The organism is Peribacillus sp. NPDC094092, assembly GCF_050279365.1.
Classification (GTDB): Bacteria; Bacillota; Bacilli; order Bacillales; family DSM-1321; genus Peribacillus.
In genome coordinates this window covers 396701-420659 of sequence record NZ_JBNNUC010000003.1, presented here as the reverse complement: position 1 = coordinate 420659, position 23959 = coordinate 396701, and the positions used below count along the sequence as shown (strand labels likewise).

The following is a 23959-nucleotide window of genomic DNA, read 5'->3' as shown; positions in this document are numbered from 1 at the left end:
GGAGGGCATATCATGCAATTTAAACTAACGGAAGAACATGAAATGATCAGGAAAATGGTGCGCGACTTTGCCCAGAATGAAGTGGCCCCGACTGCCGCCGAGAGGGATGAAGAAGAACGATTTGACCGTGAGATCTTCGATAAAATGGCTGAGCTTGGATTGACCGGGATTCCGTGGCCTGAGGAATACGGCGGAATTGGCAGTGATTATTTAGCATATTGCATAGCGATTGAGGAACTTTCCCGCGTTTGCGCATCCACCGGGGTGACTTTATCAGCCCATACTTCGCTCGCAGGATGGCCTATCTATAAATTTGGATCTGAAGAACAAAAACAAAAATACCTTCGCCCGATGGCACAGGGTGAAAAAATCGGAGCATACGGACTGACTGAACCTAGCTCGGGATCAGATGCAGGCGGTATGAGAACGACTGCTAAGCTTGTAGGTGATGAATATGTTATCAGCGGTTCAAAAATCTTCATTACGAACGGCGGGATTGCGGATACATATGTCGTCTTTGCATTGACGGATCCCGAGTCGAAACAGAAAGGAACGAGTGCTTTTATCATTGAAAAGGATTTCCCGGGCTTCAGTGTAGGTAAAAAAGAGAAGAAGCTTGGAATCCGTTCATCACCGACGACGGAAATCATCTTTGATGAGTGTCGGGTGCCTAAAGAAAATCTCCTTGGAAAAGAAGGAGAAGGCTTTAAAATTGCGATGATGACGCTTGATGGCGGCCGTAATGGAATTGCAGCCCAGGCAGTAGGGATCGCCCAAGGTGCATTGGATGCCGCGGTTGATTATGCGAAAGAGCGCGTCCAATTCGGCAAGCCAATTTCTGCACAGCAAGGAATCGGGTTTAAATTGGCGGATATGGCAACGGCTGTTGAGGCTTCAAGGCTATTAACCTATCAAGCTGCGTGGTTGGAATCAGTGGGCCTTCCTTATGGAAAAGAGTCGGCGATGTCCAAACTTTTTGCTGGGGATACAGCCATGAAAGTGACGACGGAGGCCGTGCAGGTTTTCGGGGGTTATGGATATACAAAAGATTATCCAGTGGAGCGGTATATGCGCGATGCGAAAATAACCCAGATTTACGAAGGTACACAGGAAATTCAAAAGTTGGTCATCTCACGGATGGTCACTAAATAGAGTTGAAACTGAGGTTTTCCGATAAGGCACTGCCTTTACCGGAATTCCCTTTTCAATTTCTTCGGAATGTCTTTGATAATTGAATAACGGGCTTTCAAAAGGAGTTTGGAAATGGAAAAAAGAGAGGTTCTTGCATCTGTAAAGGATGAGCGGCTTGTTGAAAAAAGGCGTACACAAATGATTAAAGGAGCGGTTACCCTTTTTAAGGAAAAGGGGTTTCACCGTACAACTACCAGGGAAATTGCCAAAGCTGCAGGCTTTAGTATTGGCACGTTATACGAGTATATCAGAACCAAGGAAGATATATTATACCTCGTTTGTGACTTTATCTATGATGAAGTCCAGGAAAAGCTTCAGAAAGAAATAGAACAGAGTGATGGGACACTAGAAAGTTTGAAACTGACGATCGCCTATTTTTATAAAGTGATGGATGATATGCAGGACGAAGTGCTGGTCATGTATCAGGAAGTGAAGGCCCTGACGAAAGATGCTTTACCATATGTTCTGAACAAAGAAATTCGGATGGTTGGCATGTTCGAAAAAGTGATAACGAAATGTGTCGAAAATGGGGAGCTCTCGTTAACGGAAAAACAAATAAGCCTTGTTTCACATAACATTTTCGTTCAGGGACAGATGTGGAGTTTTAGAAGATGGGCTTTGCATAAACAGTATACGCTTCAAGAGTATGTTGAACTGCAGACGCAATTATTGATTCAAAATGTATCGGGTTCCAAAAAGCACTGATATAAATAAGTTTCAATAAGGAGGAGCTATATGAGTACAGTTGAGGTGTATAAACCGAAGAACCATATTAGATTCGTCACAGCTTCGAGTTTATTTGATGGACATGACGCATCCATCAATATAATGAGGAGAATCCTTCAGTCCAGCGGGGCAGAAGTTATTCACCTAGGTCATAATCGTTCGGTAGAGGAGATCGTGAATGCGGCCATCCAGGAAGATGTTCAAGGCATAGCCATGTCATCTTACCAAGGCGGACATGTGGAATATTTTAAATATATGTATGACCTGCTGAAGGAAAAGGGAGCCGAGCATATTCGGATTTTTGCCGGCGGCGGCGGGGTCATCATCCCAAGGGAAATGAAAGAACTGCATGATTATGGGATTGCCCGTATCTTTTCGCCTGATGAAGGGCGGGAATATGGGCTTCAAGGAATGATAAACGTATTGATGGAGGAGTGTGATTTCTCGACAGTCAAACCATCTTTACAAGAACGTTTTGATGAATTGATTGCCGGGGGAACAAATGCCATTGCCCAATTTATTACCTTTGCCGAAAATAGACTCGACGTTTCACAGGAATCAGCGGCAGCGGTGGAGAGTCTTTTTGAGCAAATCAAGACTTCCGAAAAGAAGGTTCCCGTTCTGGGGATTACAGGGACTGGCGGCGCCGGAAAAAGTTCATTGACTGATGAATTGATACGAAGGTTCATTAACGAAATTCCAGACGAGAGAGTCGCCATACTATCCGTGGATCCGACCAAACAGAAAACGGGCGGTGCCCTGCTTGGTGACAGGATCAGAATGAACTCGATCTTTTCAGAGCGTGTTTATATGCGGAGCCTAGCCACGCGCCATTCAAAAAGTGAGTTGTCTTTGGCGATAAAAGATGCCATTTCAGTCGTCAAGGCAGCTGGCTTCGATTTAATCATCGTTGAAACGAGCGGAATTGGTCAGGGAGATGCAGAAATTGCCGAAATATGCGATGTATCGATGTATGTAATGACGAGTGAATTCGGTGCTCCTTCGCAACTTGAAAAAATCGATATGATTGATTATGCAGACTTGATAGTCATTAACAAATACGAGCGCAAAGGCTCCGAGGATGCAAAAAACCAAGTTCAAAAGCAATACCAAAGAAGCCGTACACTTTTTGATCAAGATCCATCGGAAATGCCAGTATACGGTACGATCGCTTCCCAATTCAATGACCCAGGCACCAATGCATTATTCGCTGCACTGATTGAAAAGCTTAATGAAAAATCAGGGACGGTTTGGAGTACGGCCTTTTCGAAAGAAGCGGATGTTTACAAGCAAAATGTGATCATTCCTACTGACCGTCGGTATTATTTACGTGAAATCAGTGATACGGTCAGGTCGTATCATAAGCGTGCGGCTGAACAAGTACGTATTGCCCGGAGGCTTTTCCAGCTTGAAGGAGCAATTGATGCAATCAAGGAGAATGATAACAACGGCGAGATGGTGGCTTCTTTAGAAAAACTGAAAAAGGAAACCGCTTTGAATTTATCACCTGAATCTAAAAAAATCCTTTCTGGATGGATGGATTTAAAAGAAAAGTATGCAGGGGAGCAGTTTGTAACGATAGTCAGGGATAAAGAAATCGTCACGAAGCTGAAAACCAAAAGTTTATCAGGTTTAATGATTCCGAGAGTATCGCTGCCTAAATATGTGGATTATGGAGAGATCTTAGGATGGGTATTCCGGGAAAACGTTCCGGGCTTCTTTCCTTACACAGCGGGAGTATTTCCATTCAAGCGTGAAGGGGAAGACCCGAAGCGGCAATTTGCCGGTGAAGGATCGCCAGACCGAACCAACAGGCGTTTTCATTATTTGTCAAAGGATGATACGGCTAAACGGCTTAGTACGGCTTTTGATTCTGTAACTTTATATGGCGAGGACCCTGATCACCGGCCTGATATCTATGGAAAGGTAGGAGAAAGCGGAGTCAGCATCTGTACGTTGGATGACATGAAAAAGCTGTATGCAGGCTTTGACCTTTGCCACCCCTCAACATCTGTATCCATGACCATCAATGGACCGGCACCAATCATTTTGGCCATGTATATGAATACTGCAGTCGATCAGCAGATTCAACGGAAAGAAGAGGAATTAGGCCGTCCCCTTACTGATGCCGAAGCTGAAGAAGTGCAGGCATACACTCTTCAAACGGTACGCGGAACTGTTCAAGCGGATATCCTGAAAGAGGACCAAGGCCAGAATACATGCATCTTCTCTACAGAATTTGCTTTAAGATTAATGGGAGACATTCAAGCATATTTCATAGATCGCAAAGTCAGGAACTACTACTCTGTATCCATTTCCGGCTATCACATTGCAGAAGCGGGTGCCAATCCCATTTCACAGCTGGCTTTTACATTAGCGAATGGCTTTACTTACATCGAATATTATTTAAGTCGCGGAATGAATATTGATGACTTTGCCCCGAATTTGTCGTTCTTCTTCTCAAATGGTCTCGATCCGGAATATACGGTTATCGGGAGGGTGGCAAGAAGGATTTGGGCGACTGTCATGCGGGATAAATATGGTGCAAATGACCGCAGCCAGAAGCTCAAATACCATATACAGACTTCTGGGCGCTCCCTTCATGCTCAAGAAATTGATTTTAATGATATCAGGACGACGCTTCAGGCTTTGATGGCCCTGCAGGACAACTGTAACTCCCTGCATACAAATGCGTACGATGAAGCGATCACGACGCCTACCGAAGAATCCGTGCGCCGGGCGATGGCCATACAAATGATCATTACAAAGGAGCATGGTCTCTCAAAAAATGAAAACCCGATGCAAGGTGCCTTCATCGTAGAGGAATTGACGGATCTGGTTGAAGAGGCCGTACTGCAAGAGTTCGATCGCATCAACGATCGAGGCGGTGTCCTGGGTGCAATGGAGACCCAGTATCAGCGCGGGAAAATCCAGGATGAATCGATGCATTACGAAATGAAAAAGCATACGGGGGAATTGCCGATCATTGGCGTGAATACTTATTTGAATCCAAACCCTCCTTCCGAAGAAGCGGTGAACAGCATGGAAATTGCCCGTGCAACAAAGGAAGAAAAGGAAGGGCAAATCATGAATCTCCGGGCATTCCAGGAAAGAAATAAGGAGTTCACGGATGAGGCGCTAACCAAACTGAAATTGGCAGCCATGAATGGGGAAAATATCTTTGCGGAACTCATGAACTGCGTGAGAGTGGCCAGTCTGGGTCAAATCACGAGGGCACTATATGATGTAGGCGGTCAATATCGAAGAAATATGTAAACCAAGAAGGGGGCCCCGAACGTTTAGGGGCCTCTTTTTTAAATAATTCCCCTCTTTTTTAACAAAATGAAGATTTTACCTTATAATTATTTGGAAAAGGGGCAAAAATGAAGAATCAGCCCTATTGGAGTTGAGAAAATGAACCTGAAAATGATTGGATTAATCATAGGTTACATTCTTGCCATCATTTTTTTATTTGAGCTGTATGAGCATCAATTGGGCGCCATTTCTTTTTTTATCCTGACGGTTATCTTTTTCACGGCAGCCTATCGTCAGAAATCCAAAAAGAAAAAGGAATGATAATTACCTTTTGGTTTCCTGTGAATGATAGACAATAAGGTAAATGTGTGAAAGTATCATATAGAACTAGCATAAACCCATTTACATTGTTTATAATGGAGTATATGTCTAGCAGGAATTGTCGTTATTTTATCGAACTACTGTTTTAGATTATTTTTTTATGTGAAAAAACACGGAATTCAGTGTTTGAATAGAGAAGGGAAGTGCGGAATTTGAGTTTAAAACAATACTCAAAAGAGCAATTGTTGGAAATGTCCTTAATAGAGATGGCATATGATTTGTTAGTGGAAAGAAATGAACCGATTCCATTTAAAGACTTAATAAGTGAATTAGCTTCGCTGCACCATTTATCTAAAGCGGAAGTGGAAAAGAAAATTGCACAATTCTATACGGATTTAAATGTGGATGGCCGTTTCACTTCACTTGGGGACAACCGCTGGGGATTGAAAACATGGTACCCGGTTGACCAAATCGAAGAAGAAGTCGTACATGTTGTAAAACCTAAAAAGAAAAAGAAAGCCAAAAAGGCTGCTGTCGTCATCGACGATTTCGATGAACTTGAAGACGAAGACCTTGACTTTGAAGAAGATATCGATGATCTGGATGAGGATGAAGATGACGACGATGATGATATTCTAGGTTCTCCAGTCATCGACGAAGAGCTTTTGGATGATGACGTGGATGATGACGACGATCTGGAAGAAGAAATAATCGAAGATGATGCATTTGTCCTGGAAGATGATGAGGATGAAGACGAAGATGATTTGGATGACCTGGATGAAGAGGATGAGAAATAAATAATCGCCCTTGACTTTTTGAGGCGAAATTTGTAGAATCATTTTTGGGCTCCTTAAAAAAGGACACAATGATTAAATTATATCGCTCCCTTACTTTTATTGTAAGAGGAGCGTTTTTGTTTTTAATGATGGAATGAATAAATGACATCATTTTTTTATTTTTAAAAATGATTTCTCGTAGAATTGTAAAAACTATAGAGAACATATTTATGTTTACGTCATTTAAGGAAATTTATTCTTGTTCATGTATCCTGCATGACTCTCACTAAAGACCTTTAAGTGATTAATGGTTTGTACTGGTTTACGGTTTTTAGCTTTTAACCGCACATGTGGCGGAAGATTCGATTCAGGTTCCGAATTATTGATGTGAAGAACAGAATTGGAAGAAAACATTCTATAGGAGGATATAAGATGACAAAATATATTTTTGTGACAGGTGGAGTAGTTTCTTCCTTGGGAAAAGGGATAACAGCCGCTTCTTTAGGTAGATTATTAAAAAATAGGGGATTGAATGTTACGATCCAGAAGTTTGACCCGTATATCAACTTGGATCCTGGTACGATGAGTCCATATCAACATGGTGAAGTGTTTGTAACGGATGATGGTGCTGAAACGGATTTGGACTTGGGGCATTATGAGCGTTTCATTGATATCAACCTTGGTAAACACAGCAATGTGACGACAGGCAGAATTTATTCAACCGTCCTAAGGAAAGAACGCCGTGGCGATTATCTAGGTGGAACGGTTCAAGTCATTCCCCATATCACGAATGAAATTAAAGAACGCGTTTTCCGTTCAGGCAATGAAACGAATGCCGATATAGTCATCACTGAAATTGGCGGTACTGTAGGGGATATCGAGTCTCTTCCATTCCTTGAAGCGATTCGCCAAATCAAGAGTGATATCGGCATCAATAATGTTATGTATATCCATTGTACACTGGTTCCTTACATCAAAGCTGCCGGTGAAATGAAAACAAAGCCGACACAGCATAGTGTAAAAGAATTACGCAGTCTTGGCATTCAGCCGAATATCATCGTTGCACGTACAGAAAGCCCGATTTCACAAGATATGAAGGATAAAATCGCTTTATTCTGCGATATCGATAAAAATTCCGTTATCGAATGTCTTGATGCGGATACACTTTACTCCATCCCTCTTGCGCTTCAAGCACAAAATATGGACCAAATCGTTTGTGATCACTTGCAATTGGACTGTGGAGAAGCGGATATGGAAGATTGGAAGGAACTAGTCAAAAAGGTTACTTCTTTATCGAAGAAAACGAAAATCGCCTTAGTCGGAAAATATGTTGAATTGCAAGATGCTTACCTTTCTGTCGTGGAAGCACTTAAGCATGCCGGTTACGCATTTGATGCAGATGTTGAAATCGACTGGGTGAATTCCGAAGACGTAACTAAAGAAAATGTTGCTGAACTTCTACAAGATGCAGATGGAATCCTTGTCCCTGGCGGATTTGGAGATCGTGGAATTGAAGGGAAAATTGCAGCGACTGAATTTGCACGTACAACAAAAAAACCATTCTTCGGAATATGCTTGGGCATGCAGTTGGCGTCCATTGAGTATGCACGCAACGTACTTGGATTGCCAGAAGCGCATTCAGCTGAAATTAAGGAAGATACTCCAGATCCAATCATCGATCTTCTTCCTGAGCAGAAGGATGTAGAAGATTTGGGCGGAACACTGCGCCTTGGTCTGTATCCATGTAAGCTTATCGAAGGAACTAAAGCATATGAAGCGTACAATGACGAGGTCGTTTACGAACGCCACCGTCACCGTTATGAATTCAATAACCACTACCGTCAAGCTATGGAAGAGGCAGGATTCGTGTTCTCCGGTACAAGTCCGGATGGCCGTCTAGTCGAAATCGTTGAACTAAAAGATCATCCTTGGTTCGTGGCTTCTCAATTCCATCCGGAATTCACGTCGCGTCCTAACCGTCCGCAGCCGCTATTCCGTGACTTTGTCGGTATGTCATTAAAATACGGCAAAAATCTTTAATAAATATAAAAAACAGCCCATGTGGCTGTTTTTTTTTGTATAGGATGAAGGGGTCATTCTTCATCTTCATATTCTTTTATGATTTCTTCAAGAGTGAATTTAATCCCATGATAAGCGAAAAGAGCGGCAATGAGGGTAGGGAACCCATATCGATTTCCAGTTTCATCGGGAATCAATCCCCGTTGGATGCGTAAATCAATATGAACGTCAGCCAACTCCAAAAGAGATTCTTTTTCAGAAGGGACGGATGTAGAAACAGCAACAAATGGTATATCTTTTTCCTTGAGTTGTCTTGCCAGGGTCAATGCCTCTGGATCGTCAGAATGACGGGTGAATATAAGGAATCGATCTTCCCTGGAAATGGTTTCAGCCAATTCATATCTTTTTGCCTTTGGAAAGGGTTCTGCCCCATTCAAAGCCTCGGCAGTGACGCCCTGCATTTCACCAAAACCGTGAATGAACACAGAACCATCCCCAACCGCAGCTTGAGCAAGTAAGCGTCCGGCATCCTCCATTTCAAAGTCCTCATTATCAATCATTTTTTTAAATACACCGCTTATCTGTGTCGAGAAAATTTTTAACATGATCAGGGACTCCTTTAAAAAATAATATACTTATTATAAAGGACTTTCCTTTCCATTGACAGGTTCAGGGCTTTTGATCCGGAAGGGCTGAATTTACTAAATCGGTCGAAAAAACTAAAAAATTAAAATTCCCTTTAGCCATACAGCAGGAATTTTGTTACAATTATCGAATATGAACATAGAAATCATGATGGAATAAATGCGTTGGACCTCAAGTGATTTAACGCACTCTATGTAACTACCCTTTTTCGGGTAATATGGCCGATTAGGCTAATATATTTTATTGATGAATCGGGAAGGGGAGAGGTGATAAAATGCCAGGGAAAATATTGATTGTTGATGATCAATTCGGGATTCGTATTTTATTGAACGAGGTTTTACATAAAGAAGGGTATGAAACATTTCAAGCGGCAAATGGCATTCAGGCCTTGGAAGTGCTAAACAACCATTCACCCGATCTTGTATTGCTGGATATGAAGATTCCGGGAATGGATGGCATTGAGATCTTGAAAAGGATGAAAGTCGTCGATCCGGATATCCGGGTCATCATCATGACGGCATATGGTGAACTTGATATGATTCAGGAAGCAAAGGATTTAGGGGCAATGACACACTTTGCAAAGCCGTTTGATATCGATGATATTAGAAAGGCCGTACGAGAATACTTACCGATTCAATCAAGTTAACGGTCTTGAAAATTTAATTTTATTGACTGGGGAATTGCCGCGGCTATCTTTTTTTAGATGGGCCGTGTTTTTTTGGAATAAAATTTGAAGCTTGGAATAGTGTAATTGTTGCTGTTTTTTTGATGTATTGATATGCTAAAAGAGGAGAGATATTCTGATTTATAAGCGTATGCTACTTTGGTTTTAGGGAATATCTAGAAAGAATTAACTTTAAAAATCATAACATCCACTAGTAGGAGGAAATCAAATGCCTTTAGTTTCTATGAAAGATATGCTTAATAAAGCCCTAGATGAAAAATATGCAGTAGGTCAATTCAATATCAATAACCTTGAATGGACCCAAGCTATTTTAGCTGCTGCAGAACAAGAAAAATCTCCAGTCATCCTTGGTGTTTCCGAAGGTGCTGCCCGTCATATGGGTGGTTTTAAAACGACTGTCATGATGGTTCAAGGATTGTTGGAAGATATGAAAATCACTGTTCCTGTGGCGATTCACCTTGACCATGGTTCAAGTTTTGATAAATGTAAGGAAGCTATCGAAGCCGGATTCACTTCAGTAATGATCGATGCTTCACATCATCCGATCGAAGAGAATATAGAAACAACCAAGAAGGTTGTCGAATTCGCTCACGCACGTAATGTTTCGGTTGAAGCGGAAGTGGGCACGGTTGGCGGACAAGAAGATGATGTAATCGCTGATGGAGTCGTATATGCAGACCCTCAAGAATGTGAACAGTTAGTTAAAGAAACGGATGTCGACTGTTTTGCTCCAGCTTTGGGATCCGTTCACGGACCATACAAAGGTGAACCTAACCTAGGCTATAAAGAAATGGAAGAAGTGCGGGATTTAACGAAAAAACCTCTTGTTCTTCATGGCGGTACAGGCATACCTACGAAAGATATCCAAAAAGCGATTTCACTTGGAACATCGAAAATCAATGTGAATACGGAAAATCAAATTGTGTTCACAAAAGCGGTTCGTGAAATTTTGAATAACGATTCTGAAGTGTACGATCCTCGTAAATATATGGTACCTGGCCGTGAAGCCATTAAAGAAACTGTCATCGGCAAAATACGTGAATTCGGTTCAAACGGCAAAGCATAATTTAGAAACGTAACATAAGGGTTCCATCCCTTTAAATGTAAGATGTTAAAGGCAATATTCCCATTGGGGGGCTCCCCCCTAATGGTTTCTTTAAGATACAGGGCTGAATCCGGACTCCATTTTTAGAACAATTAGAATTCAGTGCCATATAGGGAAATAAAAAATCGATTACATACGGAGGATATTTTATGAAATTCTTTATAGATACAGCAAACATGGAAGAAATCAAACAAGCGCACGAACTTGGCGTTTTAGCAGGTGTTACGACTAACCCGTCCCTTGTCGCAAGAGAAAAGGGAGTTTCTTTCCATGACCGGCTAAAAGAGATCACAAGCCTTGTTAAGGAATCCGTTTCTGCTGAAGTCATTTCGCTTGATTTTGAAGGAATGATGGCCGAAGCCAAGGAACTCGTTGCCATTGCACCTAATATCACGATTAAAGTGCCAATGACCCCAGACGGCTTGAAGGCTGTTTCAGCTCTTACAAAACAAGGTGTCAAAACTAATGTCACGCTTATTTTCAGTGCCAACCAAGCTTTATTGGCAGCTAGGGCAGGAGCAACTTATGTATCGCCATTTTTAGGACGCTTGGACGACATCGGCCAAAATGGACTGGATTTAATTTCGGATATCGCTGACATATTTGCGATCCATGATATCAACGCTGAGATCATTGCAGCTTCCATCCGCCATCCGATGCATATTACGGAAGCGGCTCTTAAAGGGGCGCATATTGCAACGATCCCTTATAAAGTTTTAATGCAATTATTCCACCATCCATTAACGGATAAAGGGATTGAAGCTTTCTTGAACGATTGGAATTCACGTACTGAAGCATAATGCCTTGCCGCTAAGTCGCTATAGATTGCACCCTTTTAAATAAAATTAACATAAATTAGAAATTTTTATCTTTTTTTTACATGAATTTTCTACTTTTGTGTAAACTAAAGAACTAGATAGTAAAAGTTGTCGGATTATGCAATTTTCCTGTGGTAAAATATTACTTTTGAAAGTAGCTTCTAAGTGCTTAGCGTGGAAGGGAGTTTATTATGGAAAAACTTAAAATTGCCGGTGGCTACCCTTTAAAGGGTAGCATTCGTGTCAGCGGAGCAAAAAATAGTGCGGTTGCCCTTATTCCGGCAACCATTTTAGCGGACTCTCCCGTAACGATTGAAGGCCTGCCTGATATCTCGGATGTACAGATGCTGAAAGCGTTAATGGAGGAAATTGGCGGTGAGGTATCCTTTGACGAGGGTGAAATGACAGTCAACCCAAGCAGGATGATTTCAATGCCTCTTCCCAATGGAAGGGTCAAGAAGTTACGTGCCTCTTATTATTTGATGGGGGCAATGCTTGGTAAATTCAAAAAGGCAGTGATCGGCTTGCCTGGGGGCTGCCATTTAGGACCCCGTCCGATAGATCAGCATATAAAGGGGTTCGAAGCACTGGGCGCTCAAGTGACGAATGAACAAGGAGCCATTTACCTTAGGGCGGACGAGCTCCGTGGAGCACGCATATATTTGGATGTCGTTAGTGTGGGGGCAACGATCAACATCATGCTTGCCGCCGTTTTGGCCAAAGGCCGCACTGTGATTGAAAATGCTGCGAAAGAACCGGAAATCATCGATGTTGCCACACTGTTGACCAATATGGGAGCGAAAATAAAGGGTGCGGGAACGGATATCATTCGTATTGATGGTGTGGAAAGTTTGCATGGGTGCAAGCATACGATCATACCGGATCGGATTGAGGCCGGTACTTTCATGATTTTAGCCGCTGCTGTTGGTGAAGGGATTCTGATCGATAATGTCATTCCCCAGCATTTGGAGTCATTGACCGCCAAATTAAGGGAAATGGGTATTAATATTGAAGCGGGTGATGACCAGATATTCGTCTCACCGGGAGAAAAATATAAACCCGTTGATATCAAGACATTGGTTTACCCTGGATTCCCAACAGATCTTCAGCAACCTTTCACTTCCCTCTTAACAAAAGCAAGCGGTTCGAGCATGGTGACCGATACGATATACGGGGCACGATTTAAGCATATTGATGAACTGCGACGCATGAATGCGAAGATCAAAGTCGAAGGCAGAGCAGGCATCGTCGATGGTCCTGTCCAACTTCATGGGGCAAAAGTGAAGGCAAGCGATTTACGGGCCGGAGCAGCTCTTGTAATTGCCGGTTTAATGGCCGAAGGGATTACGGAAGTGACCGGGCTTGAACATATAGATCGCGGGTATAGCCATCTTGTTGAAAAACTTTCGGGTTTGGGAGCGACAATTTGGCGTGAAGAAATGACGCAAGAAGAAGTGGAGCAGCTTAAAAGCTGATCCCTTTTCTTGTTACCTCATTGTGTTACTATATATGATATAATGTGTTATACTAATATATAAATAAATCATGCTAGTGTACATGAGGGGGAACCGGAAATGGAAAGAAGTTTATCGATGGAGCTTGTCCGCGTAACAGAGGCGGCGGCACTGAATTCAGCTCGTTGGATGGGAAGAGGAAAGAAAGACGAAGCAGATGATGCAGCGACAACTGCAATGCGGGATGTTTTCAATACTATTCCCATGCAAGGAACGGTTGTAATCGGTGAAGGGGAAATGGATGAAGCGCCAATGCTTTATATTGGCGAAAAACTTGGTACTGGTCTTGGACCGCTGGTGGATGTTGCGGTTGATCCTTTGGAAGGAACGAACATCGTTGCATCTGGCGGCTGGAATGCATTGGCTGTATTGGCGATAGCCGATAAGGGGAACTTGCTTCATGCCCCGGATATGTATATGGATAAAATAGCTGTGGGACCCGAGGCTGTCGGCCAGATTGATATCAATGCTTCCATATTGGACAACCTGAAAGCGGTAGCCAAGGCGAAGAATAAAGATATCCAAGACGTGGTTGCAACAGTATTGAACCGAGATCGTCATTCGAAGATCATCCATGAACTTCGTGAGGCGGGGGCGCGTATCAAGTTGATCAACGATGGAGATGTAGCGGGAGCCATAAATACGGCCTTCGATCTTACCGGTGTTGATATCTTATTCGGATCTGGCGGAGCTCCAGAGGGAGTTATTGCAGCCGTTGCCTTGAAATGCCTTGGAGGGGAAATTCAGGGTAAGCTCGTTCCTCATAGTGATGAAGAAGTGGAACGCTGTGGAAAAATGGGCCTTGATTTAGGAAAAGTCCTCAGAATGGAAGACCTTGTTCGCGGAGATGACGCAATTTTTGCTGCAACTGGTGTGACTGATGGAGAACTTTTACGCGGTGTACAATTTAAAGGACATTACGGTGAAACACAATCCGTGGTCATGCGTGCTAAATCAGGTACCGTTCGATTCATTGATGGGCGCCACAGCCTTAAGATTAAACCGAATGGTTTGATTGATTGATAACGTTTTTTAGAAAATCACTTTAAAAAGCGAGCGGTTTCATCGCTCGCTTTCTCTTTAAAAAAATTTAAGTTGAATAATTAAAATAAAAAAAGTAAAATAAAGCTTGGTCTACTATTAATAATTTAAAATCTGCCCTTTCACTCCAAACTTCAAGAAGCCTTCAAATAATTTTCTTCTTTACATGTAAAATGTATCATCCTTTCTAAGAAAACTCTGGTCGGGTACATGGATTGCGGTTTTTCTTCCATCTAACAAACCATTTCTTTTTCAGTATGGGTGAAAACGTTTAATTAATAAAAGTGTGGTGTCATAATGAATTTAACTATTTCTAATTTAGAAAACATGAAACTAAAGGATCTATATGAGCACGCGCGTGAATATAAAGTTTCCTATTACAGCAAACTTTCAAAAAAGGAACTTATTTTCGCTATCCTTAAAGCACAAGCTGAGCAGGATGGTCTCCTATTCATGGAGGGCGTTTTAGAGATCATACCTTCAGAGGGCTTCGGTTTCCTGCGTCCAATTAATTATTCTCCAAGCTCGGAGGATATTTATATTTCTGCTTCACAGATCCGCAGATTCGATTTGCGAAATGGAGATAAAGTGTCCGGTAAGGTAAGGCCTCCAAAAGAAAACGAGCGCTATTATGGATTGCTGCATGTCGAAGCGGTCAATGGCGATAATCCGGAATCAGCTAAAGAGCGTGTCCACTTTCCAGGTTTAACACCGTTATATCCAAACAGGCAAATTAAACTGGAAACGACACCGAAGAACTTATCAACAAGGATCATGGATGTCCTGGCACCGGTCGGGTTTGGGCAACGCGGTCTGATTGTCGCACCGCCAAAAGCCGGTAAAACGATGCTCATCAAGGAAATTGCCAATGCGATAACCACAAACCATCCCGAATCGGAATTGATTGTGCTGTTGATCGATGAACGCCCGGAAGAAGTGACGGACATTGAACGTTCCGTCGCAGGGGACGTGGTAAGTTCAACTTTCGATGAAGTGCCGGAAAACCATATCAAGGTGGCTGAGCTGGTATTGGAACGAGCCATGCGCCTTGTGGAGCATAAACGGGATGTCATCATATTAATGGACAGCATCACTCGACTTGCCCGTGCATACAACCTTGTCATTCCGCCGAGCGGGCGTACACTGTCAGGGGGGATTGACCCTGCTGCATTCCACCGTCCAAAACGCTTTTTCGGTGCGGCGAGGAATATCGAGGAAGGCGGCAGCCTGACGATTCTTGCTACAGCATTGGTGGATACGGGTTCAAGAATGGACGATGTCATTTATGAAGAATTTAAAGGGACGGGCAATATGGAGCTTCATTTAGATCGTGCCCTTGCCGAAAGACGCATCTTCCCGGCAATCGATATTCGTCGCTCAGGCACTCGTAAAGAAGAATTGTTAATTCCGAAAGATCGCCTGGATAAACTATGGGCCATTAGGAAAACGATGTCAGATTCACCTGATTTCTCGGAGAAATTCCTTCGCCGTCTAAAACAGACAAAAGGTAATGAAGAATTTTTCAGTAAGCTGGATGAAGAGATGTCAGAAATGAAAAAGGGGCCAGCGGGCGTAAAACGTTCTTAAGCCCTGTAAGAAACAAACAGTTGCACAACTAGTCTTAAGTTGTTATAATGAGTTCATGTGTTTTTACAATAAATGTGAGGGTGTTTTTCCCTCAACTTGAAGTATATAACTCTGTTTCGAATGATTCAGGGCATAAGGAGCTGAAAAGAATGAAAACTGGAATTCATCCAAATTATAAGCTTTCAAAAGTAATTTGCTCTTGCGGAAACACTTTTGAAACTGGTTCAGTTAAAGAAGAGATCAAAGTTGAGACTTGTTCAGAGTGCCATCCATTCTATACTGGTCGTCAAAAATTCGCTGAAGCTGGCGGACGTGTTGATCGTTTCAACAAAAAATACGGTATTAAATAAGCCGGACTTTTTAAAAAACAGGCAAGTATTTTTCTTGCCTGTTTTTTATTTTCCATAAACAAGTAAGAATTCATATAAAGCCGGGTCGACTTCAATAATGGCCAAAGGATCGACAGGTGGAAGGGAGTAGCTGTTTCCATGTATGTAATGAAACAAACAGGCTGGATCGAGCTTATTTGCGGAAGCATGTTTTCAGGTAAATCTGAGGAATTGATTAAACGAGTCAGCCGTGCTCAATTTGCTAAAGAGCAAATAGCTGTATTTAAACCGGCTATTGATAATCGCTATGCGGAAGAGGCTGTCGTATCACATAATGGCTCTTCTGTGATGGCAAAACCGATTGCCCATTCAACGGATATTTTCAAGTATTTGGACAAGCCCCTGGATATCATTGCAATCGATGAAGTGCAATTTTTTGATCATGAAATCATCGGGGTTGCCCAGCATCTTGCGGACAGCGGTTATCGGGTGATCATGGCTGGACTCGATCAAGATTTCAGAGGTGAACCATTCGGTCCTATGCCTGTTCTATTATCGCTTGCAGAATCGGTGACTAAGCTGCAGGCTGTGTGTGAAGTGTGCGGATCACCTGCGAGCAGGACACAGCGATTGATAAATGGGGAGCCGGCCTCCTATGATGAGCCGATCATCCTTGTGGGTGCATCGGAATCATACGAGCCCCGCTGCCGCCATCATCACGAAGTTCCGGGTAAGCAGGCTGTTGGGATTAAAGAACATATTTGAAAAATGGCACCCTATGATCCGCTGAGATCGTAGGGTGCTTTTTTTTATCAAGAAATGGTTGGGATTGGGGTTGCATCACCAATACATGGAAGGGGAATAAACGATAAATATTGCCCATTTTTGGGCAGGCTAACGGGGAAATGTTCTTCTTAACCAGTCGAAATGGAGGGAAAAGATATGAAATTGAAACTGCTTATTATGACGGCCTTTCTGCTTGCTGTACTAACGGCTTGCGGCCAAAATGACAATGCAATAAATAATGATTCGGAATATGGAGATCAATCCCGTGATGGCAGGGATTTTGTTGGCAAGGGTTTAAATCAGGTATCGAATAAGGATTGGGACAATGAAGCGGAACGACCATCAGATCAGGTCCTCAATACACCGCATCATACATCCAATAATTCTCCATCCATGGGGCAGCAAATTGATGAAATCCGGGGAGTCATTGAATCGGAAACTAATTATGAGGCGGGCTCCGTTTGGTTTAATGGAAATACCATACATGTTACGGTCCATGATAAAGGTGAAATCAAGACGGAAAAAGATAGAAAAGAGGAATTGCGGCGAATAGAAGGCATGATAAACAGGGTTGTGCCTCAATATAATTTAGATGTCGAATTAAAGAAATAACGACATTTTTGAAACCTCTTTGACGTTGATTATTCACCTATACTATAATTAAACTAGAAGTGAACTGACTTGGGGCACTGAGCTACTTATTTATAGTTAGAAAAGATGGATTACTTCCAATTCGTTTCGATGTTTTGGAAAATTTATGAGGTGAATAATTTGTTTGATCGTTTACAAGCAGTAGAAGATAGATATGAAAGATTGAATGAACTATTGAGTGACCCGGAGATCATTAATGATTCTAAGAAGCTAAGGGAATATTCTAAGGAGCAATCCAGCATTCAAGAGACCGCATCGACTTATAAAGAATATAAAGCGGTTCGTGAGCAACTCCAGGAAGCGAAGGCCATGTTGGACGAGAAACTTGATGCGGAAATGCGGGAAATGGTAAAAGAAGAGGTCAATGAACTTGATGAAACCATACAAGGCCTTGAAGATAAACTGAAAATATTGCTTATCCCTAAGGACCCTAACGATGATAAAAACGTAATCATGGAGATTCGCGGAGCGGCAGGCGGAGATGAGGCAGCCTTATTTGCGGGTAGTCTATACCGAATGTATAGCCGTTTTGCCGAGGTGCAAGGTTGGCGGATTGAAGTCATTGAAGCAAGTCCTACAGGGCTTGGCGGCTACAAGGAAATCATATTCATGATTAATGGCAATGGTGCATATTCAAAGTTGAAGTTCGAAAATGGAGCGCATCGCGTTCAGCGGGTACCTGAAACTGAATCAGGCGGACGGATTCATACATCTACAGCCACGGTTGCCGTTTTGCCTGAAGCTGAGGAAGTGGAAGTTGAAATCCATGATAAGGATGTTCGTGTCGATACCTTTGCTTCAAGCGGTCCTGGAGGGCAAAGTGTCAATACGACAATGTCGGCGGTGCGCTTGACCCATATTCCGACCAATACGGTTGTATCCTGTCAAGATGAAAAATCACAAATCAAGAACAAGGAAAAGGCAATGAAGGTTTTGCGTGCCAGGGTATACGATAAAATCCATCGCGAAGTGCAGGCGGAATATGATCAAAATAGGAAGCTTGCCGTTGGAACGGGCGATCGATCCGAAAGGATTCGCACTTATAACTTCCCGCAAAATCGCGTTACCGACCACCGTATTGGTTTAACGATTCAAAAACTGGATCAAATCATGGAAGGTAAACTGGATGAAGTCGTTGATGCATTAATCATGGAAGACCAATCGTCAAGGCTGGAAAATGCAGATGAGTAACTCTGCCGTGAAAGTGTTCGAAGCCCTTAAATGGGCTTCTTCTTTTTTAAAGGAAAATGATCGTGATGCCAATGCTGGGGAACTCCTGTTACAGCACTTTTTAAAACAAACCCGCTCCCAAATGCTAGCCAACCTTCATGATGAGCTTAGTGAAGCGGATTTTGGGCAATTTAAGGCCGCTGTTGAGCTGCATGCTGAGGGAACGCCCATCCAATATATAATCGGCAGTGAGGAATTTTATGGACGGACCTTCTTTGTGAATGAAGAGGTGCTCATACCGAGACCTGAAACAGAAGAATTGATTTATTATGCTTTACGTAAAATCCCGGCCATTTTTATGGAGGAACAGAAGCTTCGTTTAGCTGATATTGGGACCGGCAGCGGAGCTATCGCCATTACGATGAAACTTGAGAAATCAAACTTATTGGTGACGGCCACGGACATAGCGGAACCATCGCTTGAGGTGGCGCGGAAAAATGCCAAATCGCTAGGTGCCGAAGTGGAGTTCATGCAAGGTGATTTGCTTTTGCCTTTCATGAACAAAAACCAGAAGGTGGACATCCTTTTATCGAATCCGCCCTATATACCAGATGATGATCATGAATCCATGTCAGTGGTCGTGACAGGTCATGAACCGCATCGTGCATTATTTGCCGGTATCGATGGGCTGGACTTTTACCGCCGCTTTATGGAGCAGTTACCTCTGATCATGAAGGTGCCTGGGCTGATCGGTTTTGAAGTGGGAACTGGACAGGGTGAGGCTGTTGCCGATTTATTGAAGCGAACCTTTCCTTCTGCAGAAGTATCCATCATAAATGACATTAATGAAAAAGATCGAATGGTCTTCGCTGCATTAAAGTGATCCGTCTTCCTATGTGAGACGGATTTTTTTATAATCCACCCTCATTATCCTTTGGAATCTATATTTCCAGCTATCAACTTTTTTGTTTTTACTAGTTTAAGATAGCTGGAAAATGGTGAGACTAATTCATGTGAGGGGGCGAAGGCGATGAAAACTAAACATTTAGCCATTATTTATCTATTAATCTTAACTATAGGAACGATCGTAAGTATATATATGCCTAAAGCGGAGATGGTCGGTGCTGAAGCTACGAAGGTGATCCCGGATGAGGCGATTCGTCTGCGGATTCTTGCCAATAGTGATGCAGAAAAGGATCAAGCGGTTAAACGCCTGATTAGGGATGAGGTAAATGAAGATATCACTAAGTGGGTCGAGGAACTTACTTCTTTGGATGAAGCGAGGGATGTGATCACCTCGCATCTGCCGGATATCCAAGCGACGGCTGAAGCAGTTATAAAGGAACAAGGGTTGGAGCAGTCAGTTAAAGTGGACTTTGGACAAGCGGAATTTCCGACAAAACTCTACGGGCAGTATTTATATCCGGCAGGGGATTATGAAGCGGTGATTATCACGCTTGGGGAAGGGGAAGGCGCAAATTGGTGGTGTGTTCTATTTCCCCCATTATGTTTCCTGGATTTTTCAAATGGGACGGCTGTAAGTCAAAGTCCGATTGTCGAGGATGAGGGTGAAAGATCCTTGAACTCGGAAGGGAAGGTGTATGCTGCAACAAATGAAGAAGGTGAGCCCGTTGCAGAGGAAGAAGTTGTAGAAGAAACGGCTGAAAAGGAAAAAGGGACCGAGGCAGCAGTTGAAGAAGAGGTAGTGGAGGAGAGCGTAAAAGAAGAGGTTACAGAGCCGGAAGTAAAAAAACAAGTGACAGAAGAAAAAGACAAGGAACAAGTGACGGAGGAAGTCATTGATGGGAATGTAGAAGAAAACCAGGTTGAACTTGCAGCATCCAATAAACAAGGTCAACAATTATATGAAGGAGAAAAGGAGCCTGAGGTGGAAGTGAAGTCTTTATTTGCAGAAATCTTCAATGATCTATTTTAAAAAAGGGGGCAGATGCCCTCTTTTTTAAAATCAGATAATTTCGTAAACTTATCCACAGGGTTATTAACAAAAAATCAAAAAAGTCTGTCATTAATTATTAATATCCACAAACTTATCCACGGATTCGATGTGGTTATCCCCAATTTGTGGATAACGCTTGAATTATGTGAATACTTCTTTTATACTTTCAAAGTATCTTCAAGAGAATTTATTACAATAATTTGAGAATATCCTTCATATAAAAGCAATTATATAAAATAAGAAACATTAAAAGGCGATGGTGTTCAAGATGAAAACGAAAATTTGGTCAGTGGATAAAAATGTGGATAATTTAGAAAGTTATCCCCAGATTATACAATCAGCTGAATTATTAAAGGCAAATCAAGTGGTGGCTTTTCCTACAGAGACCGTTTATGGACTGGGGGCGAATGCCAAAAATGACGAGGCCGTCAAAAAAGTGTTTGAAGCGAAGGGGCGTCCGAGTGATAATCCTTTGATCGTTCACATAGCCTCCGATGACCAGTTGTCAGGTATTGTAGAAGAGATTCCGGAACAGGCCAGGAAGTTAATGGCAAAATTTTGGCCGGGTCCTTTGACTTTGATCATGAAACGAAAACCGGGCCAGCTATCAAACCTTGTGACAGCTGGATTGGACACGGTGGCTGTCAGGATGCCGGATCATCAGGTAGCCCTAGGCCTTATTCGTGCAAGTGATTTGCCCATTGCGGCTCCGAGTGCAAATACTTCCGGGAAACCAAGCCCCACCTCGGCAAATCATGTTGAAGATGACTTGATGGGCCGGATTGCAGGCATAGTCGATGGCGGGACTACTGGTGTTGGCGTAGAATCCACAGTACTTGACTGCACTGTGGAAGTACCTGTTATTTTAAGACCTGGCGGAGTGACCCTAGAACAGCTGGAAGCCGTAATAGGGGAAGTCCGGCAAGATGTCGCATTGAAGGATCAGGAAACCGCGCCAAAAGCCCCGGGCATGAAGTATACCCACTACGCTCCGAAGGCACCCCTATATTTAGTCAAGGGTAATCAAGCTTTCCTTCAGAAGCTTGTGGATGAAAAAAGAACGGATGGGTTAAAGGTGGGAATCATAACGGCTTATGAACATCAACAGGATTATAAGGCGGATCATGTAGTTGTCCCGGGTTCATTAGCGGATTTACATACCGTTGCGACTGGTTTATATAATGCTTTAAGACAGTTTGACGAGCTTGAGGTCGATGTCATTTTTAGTGAAATGTTTCCTGAGGCTGGAATAGGAGCCGCGGTCATGAACCGGCTTGAGAAGGCGGCAGGTCATCAAATCATCAAGGAACATGTGTAATAAGGACTGATTTTATCCTTCTATTTCTTTTCGGACATGCATAACATGTAGTAGGCACGTCCGAGGGGGATTTGAATGAATACATTTGCTGGAGAAATCATCACCTTATTGCTAATGGCATTCGCGTTGGGAATGGATGCCTTTTCAGTTGGCCTTGGAATGGGAATGTTTAAGCTAAGGTTGAGGCAAATACTTTTTATAGGGCTGACAGTAGGCATTTTTCATATTTGGATGCCATTGCTTGGAATGGGGGCGGGCCGTTTCATTTCAGAGAAATTCGGGACCTTCGCTACATACGCCGGCGGTCTATTGTTGATCATTCTTGGTATACAGATGTTTATCCCTGGTAAAAAGGATGGGGTGGGTGCCAGGGAAAATAAGATGCTGGCCCCTATCGGGAAAGGTCTATTCATTTTTGCTTTAGGGGTGAGCCTGGATAGCTTCTCGGTAGGATTGACACTGGGAATTTACGGTGCAAAAACGATTTTAACCGTTCTTTGTTTTGGGTTTGCTGCCACTCTATTAACGTGGGCTGGGCTTTTACTGGGCAGAAAAATGCAGGGCTTGCTTGGCGTGTATAGTGAGATTCTTGGCGGAAGCATCCTGTGCGCGTTTGGATTGAAATTATTGTTCTCTTTTTGATCCGCTTGAATTCATATCGTTCCTTCCTCAACTGTTCCGATTACTGGAGCGGTTTTTATTTTTCTTAGGACAAGATGAGAGTGATTTTTTTGACTATAATAAACGGGCGATAGCTTATAATGAATAAAAAAGGAGGCGTTAAAAATGATCCGAGTATTATTTGTATGTACAGGTAACACATGCAGAAGCCCGATGGCAGAAGCGATATTGAAAAATAAGAATATTGGGGGTGTTGAAGTGAAGTCCGCAGGCGTGTATGCTTCATCAGGCCAGGATGCTTCACTGCATGCAAAAAATGTATTGGCTGAAAATGACATCGTGCATAATCATCATTCAACGCCTTTATCCGAAATGGAAATGGAATGGGCGACTCATATTTTCACCATGACGGAAGGGCATAAATCTGTCATTACTCGTGCATACCCCCAAATGATCGACAAGACTTTCACTTTAAAAGAATTCGTTATTGAGGATAAATATGATAGAGACATAATAGATCCGTTTGGCGGCTCTGAAGGCATTTACCTGGAAACGTTCAGGGAGCTGCAGGGATTAATAGAAGAATTAGTCAAAAGGCTTAAAGAATAAACGGGGTACATAATGTGGTCGCTGCAGTAAAAGATATTACTAAGCTTGTTGACCGTCCATGCAAAGTGTAGGATCAAGGCAGCCCCAAGAAGTGGCTGCTATTGCAGAATAAGCATCTGCTGGAGCGGAAGAAGTGACGGCTGCGACAAGCGAACAAGCGCTAGTCATGTAAATGTCGAATAATCGGCACTGGAACTTAAAGTGAAAGCGGAAAAAGGTTAACACGACCATACCCGCTTTCACACTTGACAATTACTGCAGGAAGCCCAAGTCGGTTTCCTGCTTCTTTGCGGGGAAAAAGGATGGACATCCTTTATCTTTTCATAATTTTGTGACACAATAAAATCAAATGAAAAAGCTAGAGGAGGATTATGATGAAAGTTGCGATTGCTTCGGATCATGGTGGTTTACATATCCGTGAAGAAATAAAGAATTTATTGAATGAGTTACAGATTCCATTTGAGGACTTTGGCTGTGAATGCAGTACGTCGGTGGATTATCCGGATTATGCCTTGCCTGTTGCTGAAAAAGTGGCGCGGGGCGAGTTCGATCGGGGCATTTTAATCTGTGGAACTGGAATTGGAATGAGCATTGCTGCCAATAAAGTCAAAGGAATACGATGTGCATTGGTTCATGATGTCTATAGTGCGAAATTGACCCGCCAGCATAATGATACCAATATGTTAGCGATGGGGGAACGTGTCATTGGCCCGGGACTGGCCAGGGAAATTGCACAAACATGGCTGACATCGGAATTTGAAGGCGGGCGTCATCAAAACAGGATCGGTAAGATTGCGGAATATGAAGGTAAACATAGTTAATACTTATTGTTTTT

Annotated in this window: 24 protein-coding genes; 22 read left to right on the top strand and 2 right to left on the bottom strand. The window is 42.7% G+C overall.

All coding sequences use genetic code 11. The annotated features are described in order from the left end of the window. The first annotated feature begins 12 nt into the window (after positions 1-12). The 6 genes from ACQKNS_RS17670 to ACQKNS_RS17645 all read left to right on the top strand — a co-directional run bounded on the left by ACQKNS_RS17670 (position 13) and on the right by ACQKNS_RS17645 (position 8309). On the top strand, positions 13-1152 hold the full coding sequence (locus tag ACQKNS_RS17670) for an acyl-CoA dehydrogenase (protein ID WP_427644608.1): 1140 nt from the start codon (positions 13-15) through the stop codon (positions 1150-1152). A 111-nt stretch (positions 1153-1263) separates the two neighbouring features. Further along, positions 1264-1896 (top strand): TetR/AcrR family transcriptional regulator, encoded by a 633-nt coding sequence (locus ACQKNS_RS17665; RefSeq protein WP_098370208.1) that lies wholly within the window; start codon positions 1264-1266, stop codon positions 1894-1896. 30 nt (positions 1897-1926) lie between these two features. Then, complete coding sequence (gene icmF, locus ACQKNS_RS17660; protein WP_427644607.1) at positions 1927-5193, top strand: fused isobutyryl-CoA mutase/GTPase IcmF; 3267 nt, start codon at positions 1927-1929, stop codon at positions 5191-5193. A 138-nt stretch (positions 5194-5331) separates the two neighbouring features. Continuing rightward, the gene (locus ACQKNS_RS17655; protein ID WP_427644606.1) at positions 5332-5493 is read left to right on the top strand and encodes a hypothetical protein; all 162 of its coding nucleotides are present in this window, start codon (positions 5332-5334) and stop codon (positions 5491-5493) included. 212 nt (positions 5494-5705) lie between these two features. Continuing rightward, complete coding sequence (rpoE, locus tag ACQKNS_RS17650) at positions 5706-6290, top strand: DNA-directed RNA polymerase subunit delta (RefSeq protein WP_427644605.1); 585 nt, start codon at positions 5706-5708, stop codon at positions 6288-6290. 411 nt (positions 6291-6701) lie between these two features. Next, positions 6702-8309, top strand: coding sequence for a CTP synthase (locus ACQKNS_RS17645; protein ID WP_076368370.1), 1608 nt, complete (start codon positions 6702-6704; stop codon positions 8307-8309). A 53-nt stretch (positions 8310-8362) separates the two neighbouring features. Here the strand turns inward: ACQKNS_RS17645 and ACQKNS_RS17640 are convergent, their stop codons facing one another. Then, positions 8363-8893 (bottom strand): DUF2529 domain-containing protein, encoded by a 531-nt coding sequence (locus ACQKNS_RS17640; protein ID WP_427644604.1) that lies wholly within the window; start codon positions 8891-8893, stop codon positions 8363-8365. Positions 8894-9207: 314 nt separating this feature from the next. Here ACQKNS_RS17640 and ACQKNS_RS17635 point away from each other — a divergent pair, with 314 nt between their 5' ends. The 15 genes from ACQKNS_RS17635 to ACQKNS_RS17565 all read left to right on the top strand — a co-directional run bounded on the left by ACQKNS_RS17635 (position 9208) and on the right by ACQKNS_RS17565 (position 23124). After that, entirely contained in the window at positions 9208-9579 is a 372-nt protein-coding gene (locus tag ACQKNS_RS17635; RefSeq protein WP_034315860.1) for a response regulator, read from the top strand. A 247-nt stretch (positions 9580-9826) separates the two neighbouring features. Continuing rightward, complete coding sequence (locus ACQKNS_RS17630; protein ID WP_427644603.1) at positions 9827-10684, top strand: class II fructose-bisphosphate aldolase; 858 nt, start codon at positions 9827-9829, stop codon at positions 10682-10684. 188 nt (positions 10685-10872) lie between these two features. Further along, positions 10873-11523 carry a fructose-6-phosphate aldolase gene (gene fsa, locus ACQKNS_RS17625; protein WP_427644602.1) on the top strand — a complete coding sequence of 217 codons (651 nt, stop codon included), beginning with the start codon at positions 10873-10875 and terminating at the stop codon, positions 11521-11523. Positions 11524-11732: 209 nt separating this feature from the next. After that, positions 11733-13016, top strand: a complete 1284-nt coding sequence (locus ACQKNS_RS17620) for a UDP-N-acetylglucosamine 1-carboxyvinyltransferase (protein ID WP_283899735.1) — start codon at positions 11733-11735, stop codon at positions 13014-13016. A 99-nt stretch (positions 13017-13115) separates the two neighbouring features. Beyond that, positions 13116-14078, top strand: a complete 963-nt coding sequence (glpX, locus tag ACQKNS_RS17615) for a class II fructose-bisphosphatase (protein ID WP_427644601.1) — start codon at positions 13116-13118, stop codon at positions 14076-14078. 315 nt (positions 14079-14393) lie between these two features. Beyond that, positions 14394-15683, top strand: coding sequence for a transcription termination factor Rho (gene rho / locus ACQKNS_RS17610; RefSeq protein ID WP_251426964.1), 1290 nt, complete (start codon positions 14394-14396; stop codon positions 15681-15683). A 149-nt stretch (positions 15684-15832) separates the two neighbouring features. Further along, positions 15833-16033, top strand: a complete 201-nt coding sequence (gene rpmE, locus ACQKNS_RS17605) for a 50S ribosomal protein L31 (RefSeq protein ID WP_034315847.1) — start codon at positions 15833-15835, stop codon at positions 16031-16033. A 138-nt stretch (positions 16034-16171) separates the two neighbouring features. Next, positions 16172-16777, top strand: coding sequence for a thymidine kinase (locus ACQKNS_RS17600; protein ID WP_427644600.1), 606 nt, complete (start codon positions 16172-16174; stop codon positions 16775-16777). Positions 16778-16954: 177 nt separating this feature from the next. Beyond that, the gene (locus ACQKNS_RS17595; RefSeq protein WP_427644599.1) at positions 16955-17410 is read left to right on the top strand and encodes a hypothetical protein; all 456 of its coding nucleotides are present in this window, start codon (positions 16955-16957) and stop codon (positions 17408-17410) included. A 159-nt stretch (positions 17411-17569) separates the two neighbouring features. Beyond that, the gene (prfA, locus tag ACQKNS_RS17590) at positions 17570-18640 is read left to right on the top strand and encodes a peptide chain release factor 1 (protein ID WP_427644598.1); all 1071 of its coding nucleotides are present in this window, start codon (positions 17570-17572) and stop codon (positions 18638-18640) included. Continuing rightward, positions 18633-19502 carry a peptide chain release factor N(5)-glutamine methyltransferase gene (gene prmC, locus ACQKNS_RS17585; RefSeq protein ID WP_427644597.1) on the top strand — a complete coding sequence of 290 codons (870 nt, stop codon included), beginning with the start codon at positions 18633-18635 and terminating at the stop codon, positions 19500-19502. Before prfA ends, prmC begins: the two co-directional genes overlap by 8 nt. Positions 19503-19649: 147 nt before the next feature. Continuing rightward, positions 19650-20555, top strand: a complete 906-nt coding sequence (spoIIR, locus tag ACQKNS_RS17580) for a stage II sporulation protein R (protein ID WP_427644596.1) — start codon at positions 19650-19652, stop codon at positions 20553-20555. A 289-nt stretch (positions 20556-20844) separates the two neighbouring features. Beyond that, positions 20845-21894, top strand: coding sequence for an L-threonylcarbamoyladenylate synthase (locus tag ACQKNS_RS17575; RefSeq protein ID WP_427644595.1), 1050 nt, complete (start codon positions 20845-20847; stop codon positions 21892-21894). A gap of 75 nt (positions 21895-21969) precedes the next feature. Continuing rightward, on the top strand, positions 21970-22536 hold the full coding sequence (locus ACQKNS_RS17570) for a manganese efflux pump MntP family protein (protein WP_427644594.1): 567 nt from the start codon (positions 21970-21972) through the stop codon (positions 22534-22536). A 144-nt stretch (positions 22537-22680) separates the two neighbouring features. After that, a complete protein-coding gene (locus ACQKNS_RS17565; protein WP_427644593.1) occupies positions 22681-23124 on the top strand; it encodes a low molecular weight protein arginine phosphatase in 444 nt (147 codons plus the stop codon). A gap of 39 nt (positions 23125-23163) precedes the next feature. Here ACQKNS_RS17565 and ACQKNS_RS17560 read toward each other — a convergent pair whose 3' ends face one another. Beyond that, on the bottom strand, positions 23164-23376 hold the full coding sequence (locus tag ACQKNS_RS17560) for a hypothetical protein (protein ID WP_427644592.1): 213 nt from the start codon (positions 23374-23376) through the stop codon (positions 23164-23166). A 122-nt stretch (positions 23377-23498) separates the two neighbouring features. Between ACQKNS_RS17560 and rpiB the strand changes: the two genes are divergently transcribed. Beyond that, positions 23499-23945, top strand: coding sequence for a ribose 5-phosphate isomerase B (gene rpiB / locus ACQKNS_RS17555; protein WP_427644591.1), 447 nt, complete (start codon positions 23499-23501; stop codon positions 23943-23945). The last annotated feature ends 14 nt before the right edge of the window (positions 23946-23959 follow it).